Source organism: Mesobacillus sp. LC4 (genome assembly GCF_053543455.1).
Map to the genome: position 1 here is coordinate 863741 of NZ_JBGCUB010000002.1, position 20495 is coordinate 884235.

General features: G+C 43.5%; 21 protein-coding genes and 1 riboswitch. Of the genes, 14 read left to right on the top strand and 7 right to left on the bottom strand.

Translation table 11 applies throughout. The features are described 5' to 3' along the window. Positions 1-126 precede the first annotated feature (126 nt). Positions 127-330 (top strand): hypothetical protein, encoded by a 204-nt coding sequence (locus AB5I83_RS10585; protein ID WP_167834675.1) that lies wholly within the window; start codon positions 127-129, stop codon positions 328-330. A gap of 196 nt (positions 331-526) precedes the next feature. Beyond that, a complete protein-coding gene (locus AB5I83_RS10590; RefSeq protein WP_448975145.1) occupies positions 527-1084 on the top strand; it encodes a DUF5366 family protein in 558 nt (185 codons plus the stop codon). A gap of 302 nt (positions 1085-1386) precedes the next feature. Here AB5I83_RS10590 and AB5I83_RS10595 read toward each other — a convergent pair whose 3' ends face one another. After that, on the bottom strand, positions 1387-3207 hold the full coding sequence (locus AB5I83_RS10595; RefSeq protein ID WP_448975147.1) for a transglycosylase domain-containing protein: 1821 nt from the start codon (positions 3205-3207) through the stop codon (positions 1387-1389). A gap of 223 nt (positions 3208-3430) precedes the next feature. Between AB5I83_RS10595 and kapD the strand changes: the two genes are divergently transcribed. Next, positions 3431-4054, top strand: a complete 624-nt coding sequence (kapD, locus tag AB5I83_RS10600; RefSeq protein ID WP_167834661.1) for a 3'-5' exonuclease KapD — start codon at positions 3431-3433, stop codon at positions 4052-4054. Between the two features lie 64 nt (positions 4055-4118). On the opposite strand, the gene AB5I83_RS10605 is transcribed toward kapD, so the two are convergent. Continuing rightward, positions 4119-4499 carry a kinase-associated lipoprotein B gene (locus AB5I83_RS10605; RefSeq protein WP_448975149.1) on the bottom strand — a complete coding sequence of 127 codons (381 nt, stop codon included), beginning with the start codon at positions 4497-4499 and terminating at the stop codon, positions 4119-4121. Between the two features lie 105 nt (positions 4500-4604). Between AB5I83_RS10605 and AB5I83_RS10610 the strand changes: the two genes are divergently transcribed. From AB5I83_RS10610 to AB5I83_RS10620, 3 genes are all read left to right on the top strand, one after another. Further along, positions 4605-5342, top strand: a complete 738-nt coding sequence (locus tag AB5I83_RS10610) for a peptidylprolyl isomerase (protein ID WP_448975151.1) — start codon at positions 4605-4607, stop codon at positions 5340-5342. A 73-nt stretch (positions 5343-5415) separates the two neighbouring features. Continuing rightward, the gene (locus AB5I83_RS10615) at positions 5416-5628 is read left to right on the top strand and encodes a hypothetical protein (protein WP_448975153.1); all 213 of its coding nucleotides are present in this window, start codon (positions 5416-5418) and stop codon (positions 5626-5628) included. A gap of 135 nt (positions 5629-5763) precedes the next feature. Beyond that, positions 5764-6213 (top strand): hypothetical protein, encoded by a 450-nt coding sequence (locus tag AB5I83_RS10620; RefSeq protein WP_448975155.1) that lies wholly within the window; start codon positions 5764-5766, stop codon positions 6211-6213. 52 nt (positions 6214-6265) lie between these two features. On the opposite strand, the gene AB5I83_RS10625 is transcribed toward AB5I83_RS10620, so the two are convergent. Then, positions 6266-7435 (bottom strand): MalY/PatB family protein, encoded by a 1170-nt coding sequence (locus AB5I83_RS10625; RefSeq protein WP_448975157.1) that lies wholly within the window; start codon positions 7433-7435, stop codon positions 6266-6268. A gap of 86 nt (positions 7436-7521) precedes the next feature. Between AB5I83_RS10625 and AB5I83_RS10630 the strand changes: the two genes are divergently transcribed. Then, entirely contained in the window at positions 7522-7782 is a 261-nt protein-coding gene (locus AB5I83_RS10630; RefSeq protein ID WP_448975158.1) for a DUF1871 family protein, read from the top strand. A gap of 31 nt (positions 7783-7813) precedes the next feature. On the opposite strand, the gene AB5I83_RS10635 is transcribed toward AB5I83_RS10630, so the two are convergent. The 3 genes from AB5I83_RS10635 to AB5I83_RS10645 form a co-directional block, all read right to left on the bottom strand. Beyond that, positions 7814-8668, bottom strand: a complete 855-nt coding sequence (locus AB5I83_RS10635; RefSeq protein WP_226643581.1) for an alpha/beta fold hydrolase — start codon at positions 8666-8668, stop codon at positions 7814-7816. Between the two features lie 284 nt (positions 8669-8952). After that, on the bottom strand, positions 8953-9198 hold the full coding sequence (locus AB5I83_RS10640) for a helix-turn-helix domain-containing protein (RefSeq protein WP_192472612.1): 246 nt from the start codon (positions 9196-9198) through the stop codon (positions 8953-8955). A gap of 93 nt (positions 9199-9291) precedes the next feature. Beyond that, positions 9292-10635, bottom strand: coding sequence for a sodium-dependent transporter (locus tag AB5I83_RS10645; RefSeq protein WP_226085738.1), 1344 nt, complete (start codon positions 10633-10635; stop codon positions 9292-9294). A gap of 270 nt (positions 10636-10905) precedes the next feature. On the opposite strand from AB5I83_RS10645, the gene AB5I83_RS10650 reads away from it, so the two are divergent. From AB5I83_RS10650 to AB5I83_RS10665, 4 genes are all read left to right on the top strand, one after another. After that, on the top strand, positions 10906-11463 hold the full coding sequence (locus tag AB5I83_RS10650) for an RNA polymerase sigma factor (protein WP_448975161.1): 558 nt from the start codon (positions 10906-10908) through the stop codon (positions 11461-11463). After that, complete coding sequence (locus AB5I83_RS10655) at positions 11456-13132, top strand: hypothetical protein (RefSeq protein ID WP_448975163.1); 1677 nt, start codon at positions 11456-11458, stop codon at positions 13130-13132. The genes AB5I83_RS10650 and AB5I83_RS10655 overlap by 8 nt, the downstream gene beginning before the upstream one ends. Before the next feature lie 114 nt (positions 13133-13246). Further along, the gene (gene yugI, locus AB5I83_RS10660; RefSeq protein ID WP_167834649.1) at positions 13247-13639 is read left to right on the top strand and encodes a S1 domain-containing post-transcriptional regulator GSP13; all 393 of its coding nucleotides are present in this window, start codon (positions 13247-13249) and stop codon (positions 13637-13639) included. A gap of 864 nt (positions 13640-14503) precedes the next feature. Then, entirely contained in the window at positions 14504-15700 is a 1197-nt protein-coding gene (locus tag AB5I83_RS10665; RefSeq protein WP_448975165.1) for an ornithine--oxo-acid transaminase, read from the top strand. Positions 15701-15748: 48 nt separating this feature from the next. Here the strand turns inward: AB5I83_RS10665 and AB5I83_RS10670 are convergent, their stop codons facing one another. Continuing rightward, on the bottom strand, positions 15749-15982 hold the full coding sequence (locus AB5I83_RS10670) for a DUF378 domain-containing protein (RefSeq protein WP_023626663.1): 234 nt from the start codon (positions 15980-15982) through the stop codon (positions 15749-15751). A gap of 204 nt (positions 15983-16186) precedes the next feature. Here AB5I83_RS10670 and AB5I83_RS10675 point away from each other — a divergent pair, with 204 nt between their 5' ends. The 3 genes from AB5I83_RS10675 to AB5I83_RS10685 all read left to right on the top strand — a co-directional run bounded on the left by AB5I83_RS10675 (position 16187) and on the right by AB5I83_RS10685 (position 20456). Continuing rightward, positions 16187-17350 (top strand): iron-containing alcohol dehydrogenase, encoded by a 1164-nt coding sequence (locus AB5I83_RS10675; protein ID WP_448975167.1) that lies wholly within the window; start codon positions 16187-16189, stop codon positions 17348-17350. 253 nt (positions 17351-17603) lie between these two features. Further along, positions 17604-17694, top strand: a riboswitch (cyclic di-GMP riboswitch). Positions 17695-17838: 144 nt separating this feature from the next. After that, entirely contained in the window at positions 17839-19680 is a 1842-nt protein-coding gene (locus tag AB5I83_RS10680; protein WP_448975169.1) for an LPXTG cell wall anchor domain-containing protein, read from the top strand. A gap of 161 nt (positions 19681-19841) precedes the next feature. Continuing rightward, a complete protein-coding gene (locus AB5I83_RS10685; protein ID WP_448975171.1) occupies positions 19842-20456 on the top strand; it encodes a class D sortase in 615 nt (204 codons plus the stop codon). Positions 20457-20495 lie beyond the last annotated feature (39 nt).

Genomic DNA, 20495 nt, shown 5'->3' on the forward strand with positions numbered 1-20495 from the left:
TGAAAATTATATCGTAAAAAAGGTGGGGATGCATGTCATCGACCTTGAAGCAACAGGGTTTTATCTCACCATTGAATAAAACCTTGTTTCTTTTTGCATACTAACAGTGAATAGGGGGGATAAGCCATGGCCCGAAAGCTGATTGTATGCGTTGGGATATTCCTGAGTTTGTTCACGGGGTTTATGTTTCTTGATCAAATGGATGACGAAGAATTGTCAAATAAAGGTCCTGGAGTGCTGAAAATCCAGCAATCAGATTTGGACGAGGTTGAAACAGCCACTTATGTACCATTCGGTTCAAGAGAATACGTCCGTATTGTTCCAAAGTAACACCAACCTTTTTATACGGACGAGAAGCAAAAAGGTTTCAAAAAATTGAAGTTCCTGCAAAGGGGCTTTTTTCTTTTAGGAATTTTTCTGGTTGAGGGGTTCTTGCAGATTTTTGAGTTATAGATTATGGTTGCCGGTCTTCCTCTTTTCTTTCATAATGATAAACAGGAAATGAAGGAATTGAGTGGATTTTTTTATGAGAAACCCTTACTTAACAAGTTACTTCCCATTGCTATCAATCATTATGTTCAGTCTGGCCCTGTCACTAAGGACGGAGATCGAGTTAGTCTCCATTCTGAAAAATGCCGGGATTTATGACGGGATGCTGGAATTCTTTTCAGATACAGGTATCAAGCTATCACTGCTGGCTTTACTCATGGTGGTGTATTTCATGGTGTTCGCAGCTCTGAAGCTGATTGCCGATACAATCAATGAGGTCAGCCTCCTATTATTTTCTGGTGACCATGAAGGGGAAAGCCTGAAGTTGATCCGCAAAGGAGCGGTTATTTACTTTGTTGGCGGGATTGCAGCACTGGCCAGTTTCTTCAGTTTCATCGGAATCGGTGCAATATTATTATTGGCAACGATGGTCTATTTCATTTATTTTGTCTATAAAATCAGCCCTAATCTAACACTTGCCGGTGTTATCGGAACGGTATTCTTCCAGGTCATCCTCTGGAGTACGCTCGTGCTGGGCGTAGTGTATCTCGCAGTAAAAGTATATAACAGCCTGATCGCAAGCCTGCCGCTTTAAAACTCCGATTTTGGTTCTTTATTTCGGGCTAGTCTGTCCAAAGGAAGCTTACGGACAGAAATAGTTGGGCGAAAGAAAAAAGTGTCCGTCATGGACGAGATGACGGACAGAAATAGGCGAGCGAAAGGAAAAAGTGTCCGTCATGGACGAGATGACGGACAGAAATAGGTAAGCGAAAGAAAAAAGTGTCCGTCATGAACGTGATGACGGACAGAAATGAATGAGAGTAAGAAAAAAAGTGTCCATTATAAACATGATGAGTGATGATTTAAGAGAGCCGGGCGGGTAATTTCCTGCCCGGTTTACTTTTGTTTCATGATCTCTCGCCATATCAATAGATGCGGTGATTGATGGTTGATATATTCCATGCTTTGCGGCTTGTCTTTGCCGACCCAAACTCCTGCTGTAAAAGACCCGTTGAAGCCGATGAACCAGAAATCCTTAAAATCATTAGTTGTGCCTGTCTTGCCGCCAGCGCCAGATCCAGCACCAGCTGCTTTTCTTGCGGTCCCTGAGGCTACCGTCTTTTGCATCAGGCTGCGGACTTTTTCAGCGGTGCTCGGATTCCACACCTGTTCAGGCTCGTCATTCCAGCTATATAGGACCTCTCCGTCCGCTCCTGTTACCTTCGAGATTGCCCTTGGCTTAAGGTATAGGCCTTTATTGCTGAACACTGTATAAGCTGAGGTCATTTCAAGGGGACTGACCCCGGTCGTGAATCCGCCAACTGCCGAGGCCAACACATGGTCCTGTGCTGTCACTTTTTCAAATTTGAAAGGTGCCAGGTCATTGAAGGCTTCATCTGCGCCAACTTGCTGGAAAATCCGTACTGCCGGTGTATTGTAGGAGTGGATGAATGCCTTTTCCAGCGTGACCATCCCGTAGTTCGATCCTCCGTAGTTCTTTGGACAATAACCCTTGATGCAAAGGGGACCGGCGTTTATTGAAGAATTCTTGTTTGCGTCGAATCTTTCTAAATAAGGGGCATAAACAAGCAATGGTTTGATTGAAGAACCTGGCTGGCGAAAGGCCTGATAAGCGCGATGGAAGTCACCGCTATGATAACCCTTTCCTCCTGAGATGGCGACAATCTGGCCCGTTTCATGGTTGATCACCGCCGCGGCACCCTGAACCGATGCATCCTTGAGATGAGCCTCAAAAGCTTGGACTGCCCGTTTTTGCAATACAATATCCAGGTTTGTATGGATCGTGACCCCTGAACGGAGCAATTCCTCCACCCTTGCAGTTAGTTCCTCGGTGTCAGCAAAATTCTCCTGTTCGGAAATCAGCTCCCTCAGCTCGTGTAGAGCATAGGAAGAATAATCTGGGTATGAATTTTTCCTGGAATCAACTTTCAGTGTGATAGCTTCTATCTTTAGCTTTTCAGCTGTTTCAGGTTTGATTTTACCGTGTTGTGCAAGCTGGTCAAGAAGCCGTTCCTGGCGTTTTTTCGTCCGGTCGAAATGTTCAATCGGATCATAGAAGGTCGGATTATTAGGAATCGCAGCAAGGAAAGCCTGTTCCGCCTGTGACAGTTCCAATGGGGCTTTTTTAAAATAAAACTGCGCCGCAGCCTTTATTCCATACGCATTATTGTGAAAATAGATTGCATTCATGTACTGTTCAAGGATTTCCTGCTTGGAAAAGGTTTTCTCAAGCTGGTATGCATATAAAACTTCACTCAGCTTGCGGTTATAGGATTGGTGATGGTTCAGGTATTGGTTCCGCGCTAGCTGCTGGGTAATGGTGCTCGCGCCTTGTTCGATGTCGTCTGAGTGAATGTTGATCGCCAGCGCACGGCCAATAGCCGGCAAGTCAAAACCGGGATGCTTTTCAAAATTCCGGTCCTCAGAGACAATGAACACCTCTTTTATAAAATCAGGGATTTCATGCCCGGCAGCATAACTCCTGTTCATTGGGCGATGAATTTCTGTAAAGACTTCACCATTATTGGCAAGAATCAAACTCGTCTGGGAAAGCTTCGTCTCCGTTAAATCGATTTTTTCATTAAGAGTTTTACTGAGGCTTACGGAATTTCCTGCTTCAGTATAGGTTAAAATCACAACTGCAATAAACGCAGGAATCAATAGTAGTATCAAAAGATAGCCTGTTATAATCCTCACGGTAATTCCTTTCTGCATTCAATTCGTTTTTTTTGTCACTCATCATAATATCGGAGCGAATGCGTTGAGATTTACATTCTTTTTCAAGTTGAAAAAATGCTGGCTTTAAATTGCAGAAAATTTAAAAATTTATTAAAAAACATGCTATAATAGATAAAATAATCGACCGAAAAGCATATACTGGTTACATACAACTACTGGCTTTTCAGAAAGTTGGGGAAGCATGAGCGAAAAAGAAAGGACAACATTATTTATTGATTTTGAGTTTACGATGCCTGATCGGAACAGCAGAAGAAGGGGCTTTTACCCGGAAATCATTGAAGCTGGTGCTGTCCTCGTCGAAAATGGCAAAATGGTTGAGCAATTTTCATCTTATGTTCGGCCGCTGCGTTTTCCGATTTTGACAGAACGCTGCCGCTCCTTCCTGAACATCACTCAGGAGCAGGTCAATTCAGGCATCACTTTCAAGGCTTTGGTTGATAAGCTTAGGTCAATGGGCGGGAACAAGAATTGCCAGATTGTCACTTGGGGCAATATGGATATGAAGGTATTGCAGCAAAATTGCCAGCAGGCGTCAGTCGGTTTTCCGCTGCCGGGAAAGCAAATCGATCTTTCGATGGAATACAAACGTTTCTTCGGCGACCAGAATCAAACAGGTCTATGGAAGGCCGTCCAGGAGTATGGAAGGGAAGGTACAGGCAAACATCACCGCGCTCTTGATGATGCGTTGACGACTTACCACATTTACAAGCTCGTCGAAAAAGACAAACAATATCTTCAGAGGCCGGAGCCAGCAACAATCGGGGATATGGTCGACTTTTCCAAACTGCTCAATAAATTCGCATAGAAAAGCCAGATTGGAAAAAACAATCTGGCTTTTTGCGTCTGGGCTTTTTTGGGTTGAATTAACCTTATTTAAAATAATCTTTTTCCAAAGACTCAAGGTTTCTCAGGCTTTGCTGTGCCCAGGCAGAATCATCACCTTCGAGTTCGGCACGCAGCTTGTTCGTCGCTTCTTTTAAGGATTCAAGATAATCAGGGATTTTGCCCTCGAATGGCTTGACCATTTTCTCCGGGATATTGGCCTGTTCGCGGAAGGAAAGTGCTTTTCTTTCATGGAAAAAGCCAACACCTGCGTCCTTTGGATTATGGAGGTCGCCCTGCATCGGGTGCTTTGCGACAGCCAATACGCGGACAAGATAGTGCTGTGGGCGGCGTTCCGTGATTTCGCCTATGTATTTGCCGGTTTTATAAATGGCGGTCACTTGATCGCCAATGTTCAATTCAGCCATGTTGAAGCTCCTTTCGCAATACTGATCATTTCTTTTATTATAACAAAAACAAAGATGCAAAACATTTTGTAATCGTTTAAAGTGTCTATAGGAGGGATACATACAATGACTAAAAAAATATTGGCCGTACTTTTTGCAATGATGGTTGTACTCGCTGGCTGCGGGACTGCTGACGAAAAGCAGGAAGCAGACAAGCAGAATGAAGACAGGCAGAACGAAGACAAGACGAATGCTGGACAAGCAGTTGAGGAAGATCTTGATTACCCTCAAGCCACAGCAGAGGTCCAGGAAAATGAAAGGCTTGTGGAAATGGTCACGTCCATGGGAACTGTTAAAATCAAGCTTTTCCCTGAGCAGGCTCCAAAAGCGGTAGAGAATTTTATTAAGCATAGCGAAGAGGGCTACTATGAAGGAGTCACCTTCCACCGTGTTATTGACGGGTTCATGATTCAGGGGGGAGATCCTGATGGAACTGGTATGGGTGGCGAAAGCATTTACGGCGGCCCGTTCGAAGATGAATTCTCAAAACAGCTCTTTAACATTCGCGGAGCTTTATCAATGGCCAACTCCGGCCCGAACACGAATGGCAGCCAATTTTTCATCGTCCAGAACATGCAACTGGATGCTAGTTTACCAGAGAAGATGAAGCAGGCTGGTTACCCAGAAGAAGTCCTGAAGATGTATGAAAATGGCGGCACTCCTCACCTTGATGGTAGGCACACAGTATTCGGCCAGGTAGTCGAGGGAATGGATGTTGTTGATAAGATTGCTGCTGCGCCTACAGGTGCTGGGGACAAGCCAGAGGAAGACATCGTCATCGAAAAAATCAATGTCCTGAAATAGGAAGTTGTTTGCGGTTGGACGTACATGCAAACCTTGATATAATGTTTGGAGAGCTGATGAAAGGAAGATGAGAATGAGTAAGTGGTTTGTCATCTCATTATTTTTATATTTTCCGGAAGACAAGACAGAATATATCCCCGCCGCGATCACGTCACTCGTTTTCCTGATCGGAGCGGTCCTGACAATGAGATACATCATCAAGGTTTCCAAAAGGGAAGCACAGAAAGCAAAGGAACACGAGCAGGCAATCATGAAGCAAATGAATGATACAAAGGAGAACAGCTGATTTAATTGGCTGTTCTTTTTTATAGCCGATTTTTGGTTTATCCAAGCTGAATCCAGGGTAAAAGTCATGTTTTCATTATTTTAGTAAAACGTTATAATACAATTTATATTCTAAATTCAAGAGTAGGGGTATAAATTGAAGAACTTACAGATAGAGAAGATTGTCGAGGAGATTCTTGTCCAATCTGGCAGCAGTGTGAAAGTAGAGCTTGAGGATTTTTTCCCGGGAGACCGCTTTGCGGGCGGGAAATATAATTTTGGAAGTCATACGATTACTTTATATATTGAAGAGATCAAGGCGCAATGCCTGCAGGTCTTTTCGTCTACGGAACAATTTGAAGATTATTTGGCCATTGTGTTTGCTCATGAGATTGGGCACGCCGAGGACTGCGAACTTGCGGAGCTGATCCAGAAGATGGAGGAAGCAGGCAACGATGGGCTGCAGAAGGGGATTGCGCTCCAGATCGAGAGGAATGCTTGGGACTACGCACGCCTGCTGATTCCACAAGAATTGCACCCTTTCATGGACAAGATCATAAGCCATTCCTTAGAGCCATATTACGAGGCTCTGGAAGTAAGCGCATAGAAAATGGAGCCTGCCCTAATCGGACGGCTCCATTTTTGCTTTCCATAAGCTTTTAGCTGAATGCCTTTTTAAGCCTTTCTAGTCCTTCATTCAAGGTTTCACGCGGGCAGGCAAGATTCATCCTGACGAAACCTTCGCCGCCTTCACCATACTTCATTCCTGGCTCCAGACCGAGTTTTCCTTTTTCCAGCAGCTGCTCCTTGATTTCCTCATCGCTCAAGCCAAGTTCACGGCAGTCGATCCAGAGGAGGTAGGTGGCATCTGCTTTCATCGGTTTTAATGATGGCAGGTGTTCGGCCATGAAATCGGTCGCGATCCTCATGTTCTCATCCAAGTAGTCAAGCAGCTGCTCCAGCCATTCTTCGCCTTCTCGGTATGCAGCTTCCATCCCGGCAATCGCAAAGGCATTCAATGTAAAGAATCCTTGCTGCTCCTGGACTTTCTTGAATTTTACCTTCAGCTCCTTGTTCGGAATCAGAGCGGCGGAAGCCTGGAGCCCGGCTAGGTTGAAGGTTTTGCTTGGCGCGACGAAAGTGGTCGTAATCTCCCTGTACTCTTCCTTGATTGAAGCGATTGGAATATGGACATTTGGCTTGAACACGAGGTCTGAATGGATTTCATCGGAAACAATCAGAACATCATGCTTTACGCACAGGTCACCAATCTTTTCCAGCTCATCCTGCGTCCAGACTCTGCCCCCAGGATTATGCGGGTTACAGAGAATGAACATTTTCACGCCATCCTGAAGCTTGGCTTCAAAGTCTGCAAAATCTATTTCGAATCGTTCGTTTTCAATCAATAAATTGGAAGTCACCAGGGTGCGGTCATTATTTTTGACCATGTTGAAAAATGGTGGATACACTGGAGAATGAACAAGTACCTTATCCCCTTTTTCCGTAAAGGCGCGGATAGCCGTGCTGATTGATGGAACGACGCCTTCGCTGAAAACGATGGATGATTTTTTGAATTCACAATCATGGCGCTTCTTCATCCAGTCCTTTATGGCTTCTGTCACAGACATTGGTACAAAGGTATAGCCAAATACACCGTGTTCAATCCGCTCCTTCAGCGCATCGGTAACTGCCTTTGGAGGATGGAAATCCATATCCGCGACCCACATTGGGAGGACGTCATCCTTGCCAAAAACCTTATCAATCGCATCCCACTTCACTGAATGCGAATTGTTCCTGTCCACTACCTTGTCAAAGTTTATTCTTTCCACTATGTACGCACCGCCTTCTCCTTGAAAAATTTATCTGACTCTTACTTTATGATAAAATATTTTTAAAAAATAATCAGGTGATTGAATTGGAATCGAAAGAACTTAGCTATAAACTAATAGATGTTTTGAATAAATGGGACCCCTTCAAGGTCGGCGAAGGCCAGTTCGACCCGGAAATCGCCGATATCCTTCAGGCTGTCCATGATTATGACGAAGCCGATAAAATTGCACGCAAGATCCAATCTGTTTTCGAGTTTTCATTCGAACAGGTCCTGCCATATGAGCAATGCCTTTCAGTCGCAAACACTCTGCTGGCGATCAAGAATGAGGATGCTTGCTCCTTATAAACTTATCAATTTCGAACAGAAACGGCAGCCATCAGCGGCTGCCGTTTGCTGTTGCTTCAGCTATTTCCTCTGCTGCCATGAACCCGTTAATCAGCTGGTGGACATCTTCCGGGCGTTCCTCTGGTACGAGATGACCGGTCTCTTTTAAAATGACGAGCTCTGAATTCTTCAAATCCTTATTCAGCTTCCTCCCGATCCGGACGGGAACGACTTTATCGTGTTCACCCCAAATCAGCAGGCAAGGTGCATTGATTTTACGTAAATCTTCTGCAGATAAGTCGCCCTCCCGGTGGCGGATCATCATCGTCAACGCTTTGAAAATATCATCCTCCAGGAAAGGAGAGAGGTAGCCATACAGCATTTCATCATTGATCATCGAATGGTCATACACGACGTTCTGCAAGTTTTGTTTTACACCCGAACGTGCCAGGTGGAACTTGACATACAGATGGAAGTACGGGATGTAGCTTGAAAGGACAAGCGGCAGCTTTGCCTTTTTCAAGTATCCCGAACTGCAAAGCAAGATTCCTTTTTTCGCATATTGAGGATAATGCAATAGAATATTCATGGCAATTTGGCCTCCCATTGAATGCCCTACGACATTGAATTCGCGGACGCCAAGGGATTTCATCAGCTCAACGACTGTTGTGGCCAGATTCTCATAGGAATATTTGAAGCTGGAGACCTTGCCGCTTTTTCCAAAAGGGGGGAGGTCCACCGAAATGACGTTATAATCCTCTTTTAAAAGGGGGATTAAATGCCTGAAGCTGAAAGTAGAGGAAAGAAAACCATGCAGCAGAACCAGAGTTTCCTTTGCGTCTGGGTTCTGGTAGTGCTCATAGTAAAGGTCGATTCCTCTTACAGTTTTATTCCTGGCGAATTCCATCGGCTTTCACTCCTGACATGATTAGCGAATTAGGTAAGGTATGCCATTTATTTTCCCCGCAAAATGCCACTTCACACAAAAAAATGTCATTAAACCCAAAAAAATATGGACACCAATTCTGGTGCCCATTAAAAAAGGGGGGAATACTAGAAAGCCTTATGGGATTAGGATAGCCAGATTGGCAGAATAGTATACATTTATTTTTAGGGTTTTTTTACTAACTTCTAAAAAAAATAGAGCAGGCAGAGATTTCTGCCTGCTAAGATGTCTTATGAAATTGCAGGTTACAAGCTGCTTGGTCTTTGGTCGAGTTCTGGCGGTGCAGCGTAATAAACCTCTCCCATTAACTCTGAGGCAGGGACATCAAGGGCTGTTGAGATCTTTAGAATCGTCTGCAATTTAGGTGTCTGCTCGCCGCTTTCATATCTTTGGATCGTTCGCGTACCTACCCTGATTTTTAAAGCGAGCTCCTCCTGGGAAATTCCGACTCGTTCACGGCACATCTTGATATTCTGGCCAATTGCAGTCATCGCTCATCACCTCCAAAAATAAAATATCTCTTACTATAAGTTTATCATTAAATTTTTGAAAATATCGACAATAATGTGAACGTTTTCTTAACTTTAGATTATACCAATCGATTGTAAAAACACAATGCCAATACCTATTGGTACGATGTAGCGGATGGAAAAGTACCAGATGTTGAATAGCAACGAATGACTTCCAGTGCCTTCCTCCAATTCGCGTCTGACCATTTTTCGAGGCAGCACATACCCGACGAATATGGCAATAAAGAAGGCTCCCAGCGGCAAGGCGATATTGCTCGTAAGGAAGTCGGCGAGATCAAAAAAGGTTTTCCCGAAAAATTTCACATCAGATAAAACACCGAATGATAGGGCATTCGGAATTCCTGCAGCAAAAACAAGCAAACCAGCGATCCAGGAGAACTTTTTACGCTTATGGTTGTCTCCTTTGGATAGTACGGCAACGATGATCTCGAGAATCGAAAATGCGGATGTCAAGGTCGCGAAAAGCAGCAAAACCAAGAAAATCGTCAGGAATAACCCGCCAAATGCCAGTTCATTAAAAACGGCCGGCAGGACAACGAAGACGAGACCTGGACCAGCTTCCGGTTCAAACCCGAATGCGAATACAGCCGGGAAAATGACAAGTCCTGCGAGCAGCGATATAAGAATATTCAACCCGACTACTGAAAAAGCGGATTTAGCCAGGCTCTCACCCTTGGACAAATAGGAAGCGTATGTCACCATGACAGAAAGTCCGACACTTAATGCGAAAAAAGACTGGCCCAGTGCCATCAAAATGGTTTGGCCCGTTACCGCTGACCAATCAGGCTTCAGGAAAAATTCTACCCCAGCCATTGCTCCATCCAATGTCAGCGACCTGATTACCAGGATGATAAAAAGAATGAACAGAGCGGGCATCATGTATGTGCTCGCTTTTTCAATGCCCTGCTGGACGCCCCCCTGGACGACCCATATGGTCAGGACCAGGAAGAGGAGCTGAACAGCAACAGCTTCAACAGGATTGGATATGATGCTTTCGAATGTTGCTCCGTATTGAGCCTGTGTCAATCCTGAAAGTGAGCCAGTGAGGCTCCTTCCTAAATAGGAAAGAATCCAACCGCCCACTGCACTGTAGAATGAAAGGATCAGAAAGGAGGCAATGACTCCGCCATACCCTAGCAAAGGCCATGCGCTTTTCGGAGCCAGGTGTTTATAAGACATAACGGCGTCCTTTTGGGTGTTCCGGCCAATGATGAATTCAGCCAGCAAAATAGGTGCGCCTATAAATATAGTCATCAGCAAGAAGAAAACCAGAAAGATCCCGCCGCCATTTGTACCTGCCATGTAGGGGAATTTCCAAATCGCCCCAAGACCAATGGCCGATCCCGCGGCAGCCAGAATGAATCCCAGCTTTGAAGTCCATTGTTCGTGCTTGTTCATAGAGAAAACTCCTTTTAAAAAAATCTGAATATTTATATTATCTGACAAAATAAAAAAATACCTTTTCATGTTACTATTTTTTCAGGAAAAAGCATAGCATTTTCAGGCTTTAAACAATTATTGAGCTATTTGTTATTTTTTTGAAACAAAAAACAAAACACGCCGTTTTATAGATAAAGTGAGTTTCACTTGATGGGACGGAACCGCAAGCGGCCGCAGCCGTCTCCGTAAAAACAAAATAAAGATAGTTATCAGTTTGGGGGATCCAAAATGAATGATGATGAATTAGTATTCCGGGCCCGGAATGGCAATATGCAGGCTTTCGCGGAGTTAATTGATATCCATACTCCAACCGTCAAACGCTTTGCCTTCCAGCTTGGGAACAAATATGACGACATAGATGATATCACCCAGGAAGTGTTCGTCAGGGTTTACCGCTTCATCGACCAATTCTCACATGCGAAATTCACGACCTGGCTCTATAAAATCACCTTGAATGTGACAAGGGATTTTGCGCGCAGTAAACAAAGGCAGCTCAAGAAAGTACTGAAAATCGGCAAGGAACGCTCCTATGACGGGAAGACAGCAGAGGAAAGCATCCTTCGGTATGAGGAAGACAGGACCCTGCATGAGTGCATTCAAAAAATGGATGAGAAATATCGCATCCCGATTGTCCTCTTTTATTTTCACGATAAAAGCTATGAAGAAATCGCGGAGATTACCGGTGCATCCTTGGCAAATGTAAAGACAAGGATGTCAAGAGGGAAAGACCACTTGAAGAAGCTGCTCACTCTAGCCGAAAAGAAGGAGGGTGCAAACCATGGATGATCAGTTATTGGAGAAACGAATGGAGAACTTGAAAAAAGCCTACGATGAGATGCCGGATGATGAAAATCGTTCAGCGATCCTTGCGGCGATCAAAAAAGACCAAAAGAAGCAGCAACAAAATAAGTGGTTTCATTTGCCATATGCCGCAAGTTTTATCGGTGCCGGGATGATTGCCGGTGTACTGATGATGCAATATATAGGAGACCGTGCACCTTCTGAAGAGAAAACAGAACAGCACCAAGCAGCTCCGGGTGAAAAAAGTTCCGGTGAGTTGAAAAAATCAGATGTAAAAGCGGTATTTGATGATTTGGAAAAGTATTATCAGGATCGGGAATTACAGACTAAAGAAAAGCTGGGCTTTTTATCCGGATTTGAAAATTATCTATATCGAAATATCCCAATGGAACTTAATGATGAGGAGGCCGCCTTCCTTTCAAACCTTGAAGCTTATGAACAAACTGATTTGGAGGATACGAGGAAAAAGCTTACTAGTGACATTAATCAAGCTTTCACCATGCCATCGGAGATCATTGATAAGCTCATGCAGCGAAAAAATGACGAGGTTACCTTAGACGGCCCTGAGTTCACTCTCCTTAACCAACTGGAGTCCTTTTTGGGGGCCTATTATCTATCGATGACCTATTACGAAGATGACATAAATAAAGCCATTGAAAATGAAAATGCCGTTGAGGTTGTCAAAAAGATGAATGCTGGCGGAGCAGGGCTTTCTTCCACAGCTCTAAAAGAGATGTCAACAAAGGCTGTTGTAAATGGGTATGCTTTTAGGGAAGAGGAAGGCAGCATTGTTCCGTATGTGAATTTCAGCGGCCTTGCAGACCGCCTTCGCGGATCGGTGAATGAAGATTTTATTAAGTATTTGGAACTTAGAAGCAACCGAGTCCAGGATCGTAACGGAGAGGTCATTTCTTTTGAGGGCCTGGCAGATTTGCTGGTAAAGCTCGAAACATCGATTGCAACGGTGAAGGATGAGACCATCAAAGAAACTATGAATAATGACGTAAAGTCGCTATTTGCTCTCTTCCTTGTGAGTGAGCATATTTATAACAAGAATAACGAGTTAAAAGATGAAGTGAAGAAAGCATACTTGTATTTGATGGAAACCTATCCTGATACCCAGACAGCTGCAACGGTGCAAAACATGTATAAAAAAATGGAAAGCAATAACTTTTTAAAACCGGATGATGTGGAAAGGCTTGATCCGAGTTATTTGGAGTTTCCAACCCATTTGAAACGAGAAGATATCATTGGCAGGAAAGTGCTTCCGCTACCGGATTCACTGCTTTCGAGCTATAAAGAATTCGCCGCCAAGAAGAACTTCAATATCCTAAGAGATTACGGGCCGTTTGAAATAATGCAGATGTACTTCCATGCAGATCAAACGGGGGATTACGAAACCAAATATGCCCTGTACAGCAAGAATGGCGGCCAGCCTCCAAAAGATCAGTATATTGAGGAGATGAAGGCTGCAGAGATGGACATTAGCATCATTTTAGAAGGATATAAGTATGCTACGCTTTACTACACAAACGAAGATCCGGAAAAAGTCATCGGGGTTCAGCTCCATTTCAATGACCGTAGTGATGCACCAGTTTTCCAGATGGTTCAGGAGGACGGATTCTGGAAAGTCCAGTTTTTGCCATTACAATAATGGAAACACTCATATAGAATTATCTTATTCCTTTTGATAAATGCTACAGAATATGATATAATTTTTAATTGCGTATTAATGGGATAAAATAAAACAATATTTAGGAGTGTTTCCATGTCAGAAAATATTCAAGTAGGCAGCGTTTTAACAGGTAAAGTAACAGGAATCCAGCCATACGGCGCTTTCGTAGCATTAGATGAAAATACACAAGGTCTTGTGCATATTTCAGAAATCACACACGGTTATGTTAAGGACGTGAACGAGCACCTTACAGTTGGCGATGAAGTGAAAGTGAAAGTTTTGTCAATTGATGAAGCTGCTGGAAAAATCGGCTTATCAATCCGTGCAACTGAAGAAGCACCAGAACAACCACAACGCGCTAAAAAGCCACGCAGCAAGCGTCCAGCAGCTGTAGTTCAGCACCAGGACGACTCAGCTCAAGGTTTCAACACTTTGAAGGATAAGCTTCAAGAGTGGATTAACCAGTCAGATATGGCTAAAAAATAAGCTTTACAGGCGAAACCGGACAATTTTGTCCGGTTTTTTTATTTTAGTCTGACAGACACCAATGGTTGAGACGGACAGAAATCATTGATGAAACGAAGAAAGTGGGAGCCGATTGGAGCACCAAAACACCAGTAACTGGGAAAACAGAGCACCAATAAAGCCGATTGGAGCACCGGAAAACCAGTAACTGGGAAAACAGTGCACCAATAAAGTCGATTGGAGCACCGAAACACCAGTAACTGGGAAAACAGAGCACCAATAAAGCCGATTGGAGCACCAAAACACCAGTAACTGGGAAAACAGAGCACCAATAAAGTGGATTGGAGCACCGAAACACCAGTAACTGGGAAAACAGAGCACCAATAAAGCCGATTGGAGCACCGGAACACCAGTAACTGGGAAAACAGTGCACCAATAAAGCCGATTGGAGCACCAAAACACCAGTAACTGGGAAAACAGAGCACCAATAAAGTCGATTGGAGCACCGAAACACCAGTAACTGGGAAAACAGAGCACCAATAAAGCCGATTGGGGCATCAAAACACCAGTAATTGGGAAAACAGTGCACCAATAAAGCCGATTGGAGCACCGGAACACCAGTAACTGGGAAAACAGAGCACCAATAAAGCCGATTGGAGCTCCGAAACACCAGCGACTGAGAAAACAAAGCATCAAAAAAGCTTATTGATGCCATGACGGATAGAAATCGTTTATGAAAGGGAAAAAGTGTCCATCATTGGATTTACATACTGGGAAAATCAAGGAAACTTTCTAGCATTCTTTTTTAGGGGGTTAAAATGAAAGAGCTTACAGGTTACAATATGATTGTCTAACCAATTTTTTCATTGGAACGGAGGAAGGTTCATGACAACAACAAAAACTAGCTCGCTGATCGAGCAGACTCAAAAGTATGGTGCGAATAACTATCATCCGCTGCCAATCGTCATTTCAAAGGCAGAAGGAGTTTGGGTAGAGGATCCTGAAGGCAACAAATATATGGACATGCTGAGTGCGTATTCAGCTGTCAATCAGGGGCACCGCCATCCGAAGGTCATCCAGGCGCTTAAAGACCAGGCTGACCGTGTTACGCTAACTTCAAGAGCATTCCACAATGACCAGCTTGGACCATGGTATGAAAAGATTTGCAAGTTAACGAATAAAGAAATGGCCTTGCCGATGAACACGGGTGCTGAAGCGGTTGAAACGGCTATTAAAACAGCTCGCCGCTGGGCTTATGATGTCAAAGGCGTTGCGGACAATCAGGCTGAAATCATCGCATGTATCGGGAACTTCCATGGCCGCACAATGACGGCGGTCTCCTTATCATCTGAAGAAGAATACAAACGAGGCTTCGGCCCGATGCTTCCAGGGATCAAACTGATTCCTTATGGTGACCTTGTGGCACTGAAAGAAGCGATCACTCCTAACACTGCAGCGTTTCTGATTGAACCGATTCAAGGTGAAGCAGGAATCGTCATTCCGCCAGAGGGTTTCATGAAAGCTGCGTTCGAGGCATGTAAAGAAAACAATGTCCTGTTCATTGCAGATGAAATCCAGGCTGGTCTTGCGAGGTCCGGAAAAATGTTCGCATGTGAATGGGAGGGTATCGAGCCTGATATGTACATCCTTGGAAAGGCACTTGGCGGTGGGGTGTTCCCGATCTCATGTGTCGTTGCCGACAATGATGTACTGGGAGTATTCAACCCAGGCTCCCACGGATCCACTTTCGGCGGCAATCCAATGGCCTGCGCAGTTTCCATCGCGTCCCTTGATGTTTTGATCGATGAGAAGCTTGCTGATCGTTCCCTTGAACTGGGTGACTATTTCATTAGCAAGCTCCGTGAAATCGACAATCCTATCATCAAGGATATCCGCGGCCGCGGCTTGTTCATTGGTGTCGAGTTAACAGAACCTGCACGCAAGTATTGTGAAGAGCTGAAAGAGGAAGGGCTGCTCTGCAAAGAAACGCATGATACGGTCATCCGTTTCGCTCCGCCGCTTGTCATCAGCCAGGAAGAACTGGATTGGGCCATACAAAGAATCAAGAAAGTATTATCATAAGCATGAGAAAAACCCGCCTTCCTTGGCGGGTTTTCTTGTGAAGTTCAATTATCGAGTAGCTCTTGGTTCTGCTGCTCTTTCTTCTCTTTCGCTTGGTGCGAATAGAAGTCCGATGTTTATAAGACCGGCAAGACCGACTAATCCATAGATGATTCGAGCCAATGCTGAATCCTGTCCGCCGAAAATAGCTGCAACAAGGTCAAATTGGAAGAATCCTACTAAGCCCCAGTTGATGGCCCCGATAATGGTAAGTACTAGTGCTGCACGTTGAATACCGCTCATGGATGTTTCCTCCCTTAAAATTAAATTTGTTCTTTTATAGATTGTTTCAGCACGAAATGAATTATTCATTCGTCATCTATTTATTACCTACCCTCGAGAAAAAGTTTGTAACATTTCGCAGCATATTGGAGCACATTAAGAAGTGTATTTTTTGCAATGCTTTTAGAAAAAGAACATAATTATCCCTAGAGGAAGGTGATTTAAATGGATAACTTTACTTTTTACAATCCAACGAAACTGATATTTGGCAAAGGCCAGCTCGAGGAATTGAAAAACGAAGTTCCTCAATACAGTAAAAAAGTCCTGCTGGTTTATGGCGGTGGCAGCATCAAACGCAATGGTCTTTATGATTCTGTCATGGACACCCTAAAAGAGGTTGGGGCAGAAGTACACGAACTTTCAGGTGTGGAACCAAACCCTCGTCTGTCGACTGTGCATAAAGGCGTGAAAATTTGCAAAGATGAAGGAATCGAATTTTTGCTTGCAGTAGGCGGCGGCAGTGTCATTGACTGCACAAAAGCAATCGCTGCAGGTGCAAAATATGATGGAGATGCGTGGGATCTTGTCACAAAGAAGGCTTTTGCAGCAGAAGCTCTTCCTTTTGGCACAGTACTAACTTTGGCAGCCACTGGCTCTGAAATGAATGCAGGTTCTGTTATCACCAACTGGGAAACGAATGAAAAGTATGGCTGGGGAAGCCCGGTCACATTCCCGAAATTCTCGATCCTTGATCCCGTGAACACTTACACCGTTCCGAAAGATCAGACGATTTATGGAATTGTGGACATGATGTCACATGTATTCGAACACTATTTCCACTTGACCGAAAACACTGAGTTCCAGGACCGCATGTGTGAATCCTTGCTTTTAACAGTGATGGAAACAGCTCCAAAGCTGCTTGCAGATTTGGAAAACTATGAATACCGCGCAACGATCCTTTACTCAGGAACGATGGCATTGAATGGAATCCTAAATATGGGATACCGAGGAGATTGGGCGACGCATAATATCGAACACGCTGTATCAGCCGTTTATGATATCCCTCACGGAGGCGGTCTGGCGATTCTGTTCCCGAACTGGATGAAGCATAACCTTAAGATAAAACCGGAACGTTTCAAGAAAATGGCTGTCAGGGTCTTCGGCGTGAATCCAGAAGGCAAGACCGACGAAGAAGCAGGATTAGAAGGAATCGAAAAGCTGCGTGAATTCTGGAACAGCATTGGCGCACCGTCACGCCTTGCTGACTATGACATTGATGACAGCAAGCTTGAAGTAATGGCTGACAAAGCTATGGTCAATGGGGAATTCGGCAACTTTGCAAAATTGAATAAAGACGATGTAATGGAAATCTATCGTATGTCGTTATAAATTACTGAAGGACTCAGGGGCATAACTCTGGGTCCTTTGTCTTTTTATTAGGTCAAAAATCTTAGTGAAAGCTCTTTGGAATAAGTGTGAAATACTAAATATATCCCTCTTCAAGGTGAATTAATGAAAATGGAGAAAAATTTACCAATTAAATTAATAGGACTATATGTTTAAGTCGCTGGGTAACTGTGGTAAGTCTTAGAATGTAAGACAAGGAAGCCGAGGAATATTTTACATAAGTAAAAAGCACCAATCATGCTAATAGCAAACCTGCTGAAAAGCTGGGACGCAAAGCCAGGAGTCTAAGGTTGCAAAAGTGCAGCTATGATCGTCCAGCCGCCATGGAAAAGTAAATTCCCGGCGGCTTTTTTTGTCTAATTATAATGGTGAATTTTATCGGGAAGGAGGCTAAATGTCGCAAATAATATCTGAATATTCAGCCTTTTATTACGCAAATTTTTAATAACACTAGAAAAGGGGACGAGAACATGAAAAAGACTCTTATGAAAAAATTATCAGCAGTCTCGATTGCATTCCTAATGTTATTTTCACTGACAATACCGGCACTAGCAAATGAGAATGGAGATGCGGCGTCGGATACTGAAAGAAACACAAAAGTTGAAATCGAAGCCAAAGAATCAACTCAACAACAAAACGATCAGTCAAATGAAGAAGAAACCGATGAGTCAACTCAAGAAGAAAATGATGAATCAACTCAAGAAGAAAATGATGAATCAACTCAAGAAGAAAATGATGAATCAACTCAAGAAGAAACCGATGAATCAGCTCAAGAAGAAAACGATGAGTCAACTCAAGAAGAAAACGGTCAAACAACAAAAGAAGAAAAAGATGAATCAACTCAAGAAGAAAAAAATGATCCATCTCAAGAAGAAGACGATGAGTCAACTCAAGACGAAAATGATGAATCTACACAAGACGAAAACGATGAATCTACACAAGAAGAAAATGGTGATTCAAACAAGGAAGAAAAGGATTCTGAAAAAGGTACTAAATCAAATGCCAATAAAAGTACAGAGATACATCTGCATTTGAAAAACTGCACAGAAGATGTGGTAAAAGTAGAGGTCATGTTAAAGGGAAGTTGGGAAGATATGTCGAACCCGGGTAACTCGCCACTGTATAAACTGAAAGATGGTGGTGAGTTTGTAAAGAATGATATTACTGCTTTCAGGCTAACTTTTGAGTCAGGAACTAAACAAGAATATTCCATGGATGAGGTTAGGGAAGGAAAAGAAGCGGAAGGAACCATTAACTATTGGCTTGAAGGCTGCTCTATAGAAGATGACAATTCTGAAGAACCTGGCGATGGTACGGAGGAACCGGGTGATGGTGAAGAGGACCCAGGAGATGGGACAGAAAACCCTGGCGATGGAACGGAGGAACCAGGTGATGGCAACGGCGATGATAATGGTGAAGAGAATGGCAATAAAAGCACGGAAATCCATCTTCATCTAAAAAACTGCGTTGCTCCAGTTGAGAATGTCTTTGTTAAATTAAATGGTGAATGGGAAGTCATGTCGAATCCGGGTAACTCACCACTATATAAACTCAAAGATGATGGGGAATTTGCAAAGGATGATATCACGGAATTTAAGGTTGTATTTGAATCAGGTGCTGAAAGATTCTATGACGTCGAAGACATTAGAGTAGGAGTAGAAGCGGAGGGATCCATTAATTATTGGATAGAGGACTGCGCATTACCTGAGGATGATAACACAGAAGAACCAGGGGATGGAACGGGAGATGACGACGAAGATTCCGATCAAGATGGAGAATCACCGGATGTTATTGAAATAGTCAAAGAACTGTATATCACTTTTAATCTGGATATTGAAACAGTTGTCAACTTGACTTTGTTAATTGATGGCGGCGAGAAGCTTGAGCTTATCAAGATTAACAACCTCTGGAAACTAATTTTGGCCAACAGTCTAGATGTTACAGATATTAAGGGAATAGAGTTTGAGTTTGAAGATGGAACGACTAAATTCATTGCGCTAAGCATGCTCTCTTTTGAATTAGAAGACCAGGTTATTCATTTGGAAATTGATGAAGCGGTCCTCGGTACTGATAATGAAGCAGATGTTGACGACGAAACCGAAGTTGACAATGAGACTGATGTTGATGAGGATGATGGAGCTGGGAAAACGGAAAATAATGATAACAATTCTTCAGGGGATGTTAAGCAAGACTGGTACGGAAACGTACTTCCAAAAACAGGTGAAAGCAGCAAAATGATGTTCTATATTGTAGGTTTCCTTCTAATGGCAGCTGGTACAGGAATAAGAATGAGAAAGCCAATCAGGAACTAAGGATAGGGGGGAAGAGATTCCCCTCTTTATTTTGACTAAAAATAAAAAATGGAGTGTGCAAAATGAAAAAGGTACTTTCATTAATTCTTATACTATCTGGGGGGGGGCTGTTTTTATATCCCTCCCTATCAAATTTATATACTGACTATCAACAGGAGAAATTGATTAGCGAGTGGGAAGCAAGTACATTTGAAACAGAAGCAGCTACCGTCGCTATGAACGAAGAGGCGGCTAAAGAAAGCCTGGATGAACTAAATGAAGTTTTTGAAGTAAAAGAGGAGAATCGCGCAGGTCAAGCCGAAGAAAAAGGGGATCACCAGGCGGTTAATGATTTATCCAACACAAATGACTCATCAAAGGAAAACTCAAAGCCCAACAATACCGGTATGCTTGGTGTAATCGAAATAGATAAAATCGATTTGCGTTTACCGATTCTTTACGGTGGATCGGAACGGAACCTTGATGTAGCTTCAGGTTTGCTAAATGGTACTTCACTGCCAGGGACCCCTGGAAACAGTGCAATTGCTGCCCATCGCAGCCGTTCATATGGCAGGATGTTCAACCGCCTGGACGAGATCAGTTCTGGTGATGTCGTGACTGTTAAGTCCCAAAATCGAACTTATCAATACAAAGTTTATGAAACTCAAGTAGTTAAACCTCAGGATGTTTCTGTGCTAAACGGCAGTAAAGATGAAAACACCTTGACTCTCATTACCTGCACTCCAATCGATACCGCGACGCACAGGCTGATTGTTAAGGCGAAGCAACTTCCGTAATCGTCGTTAGGCGTTTAATTTTTCTATCTCTGGATAAAA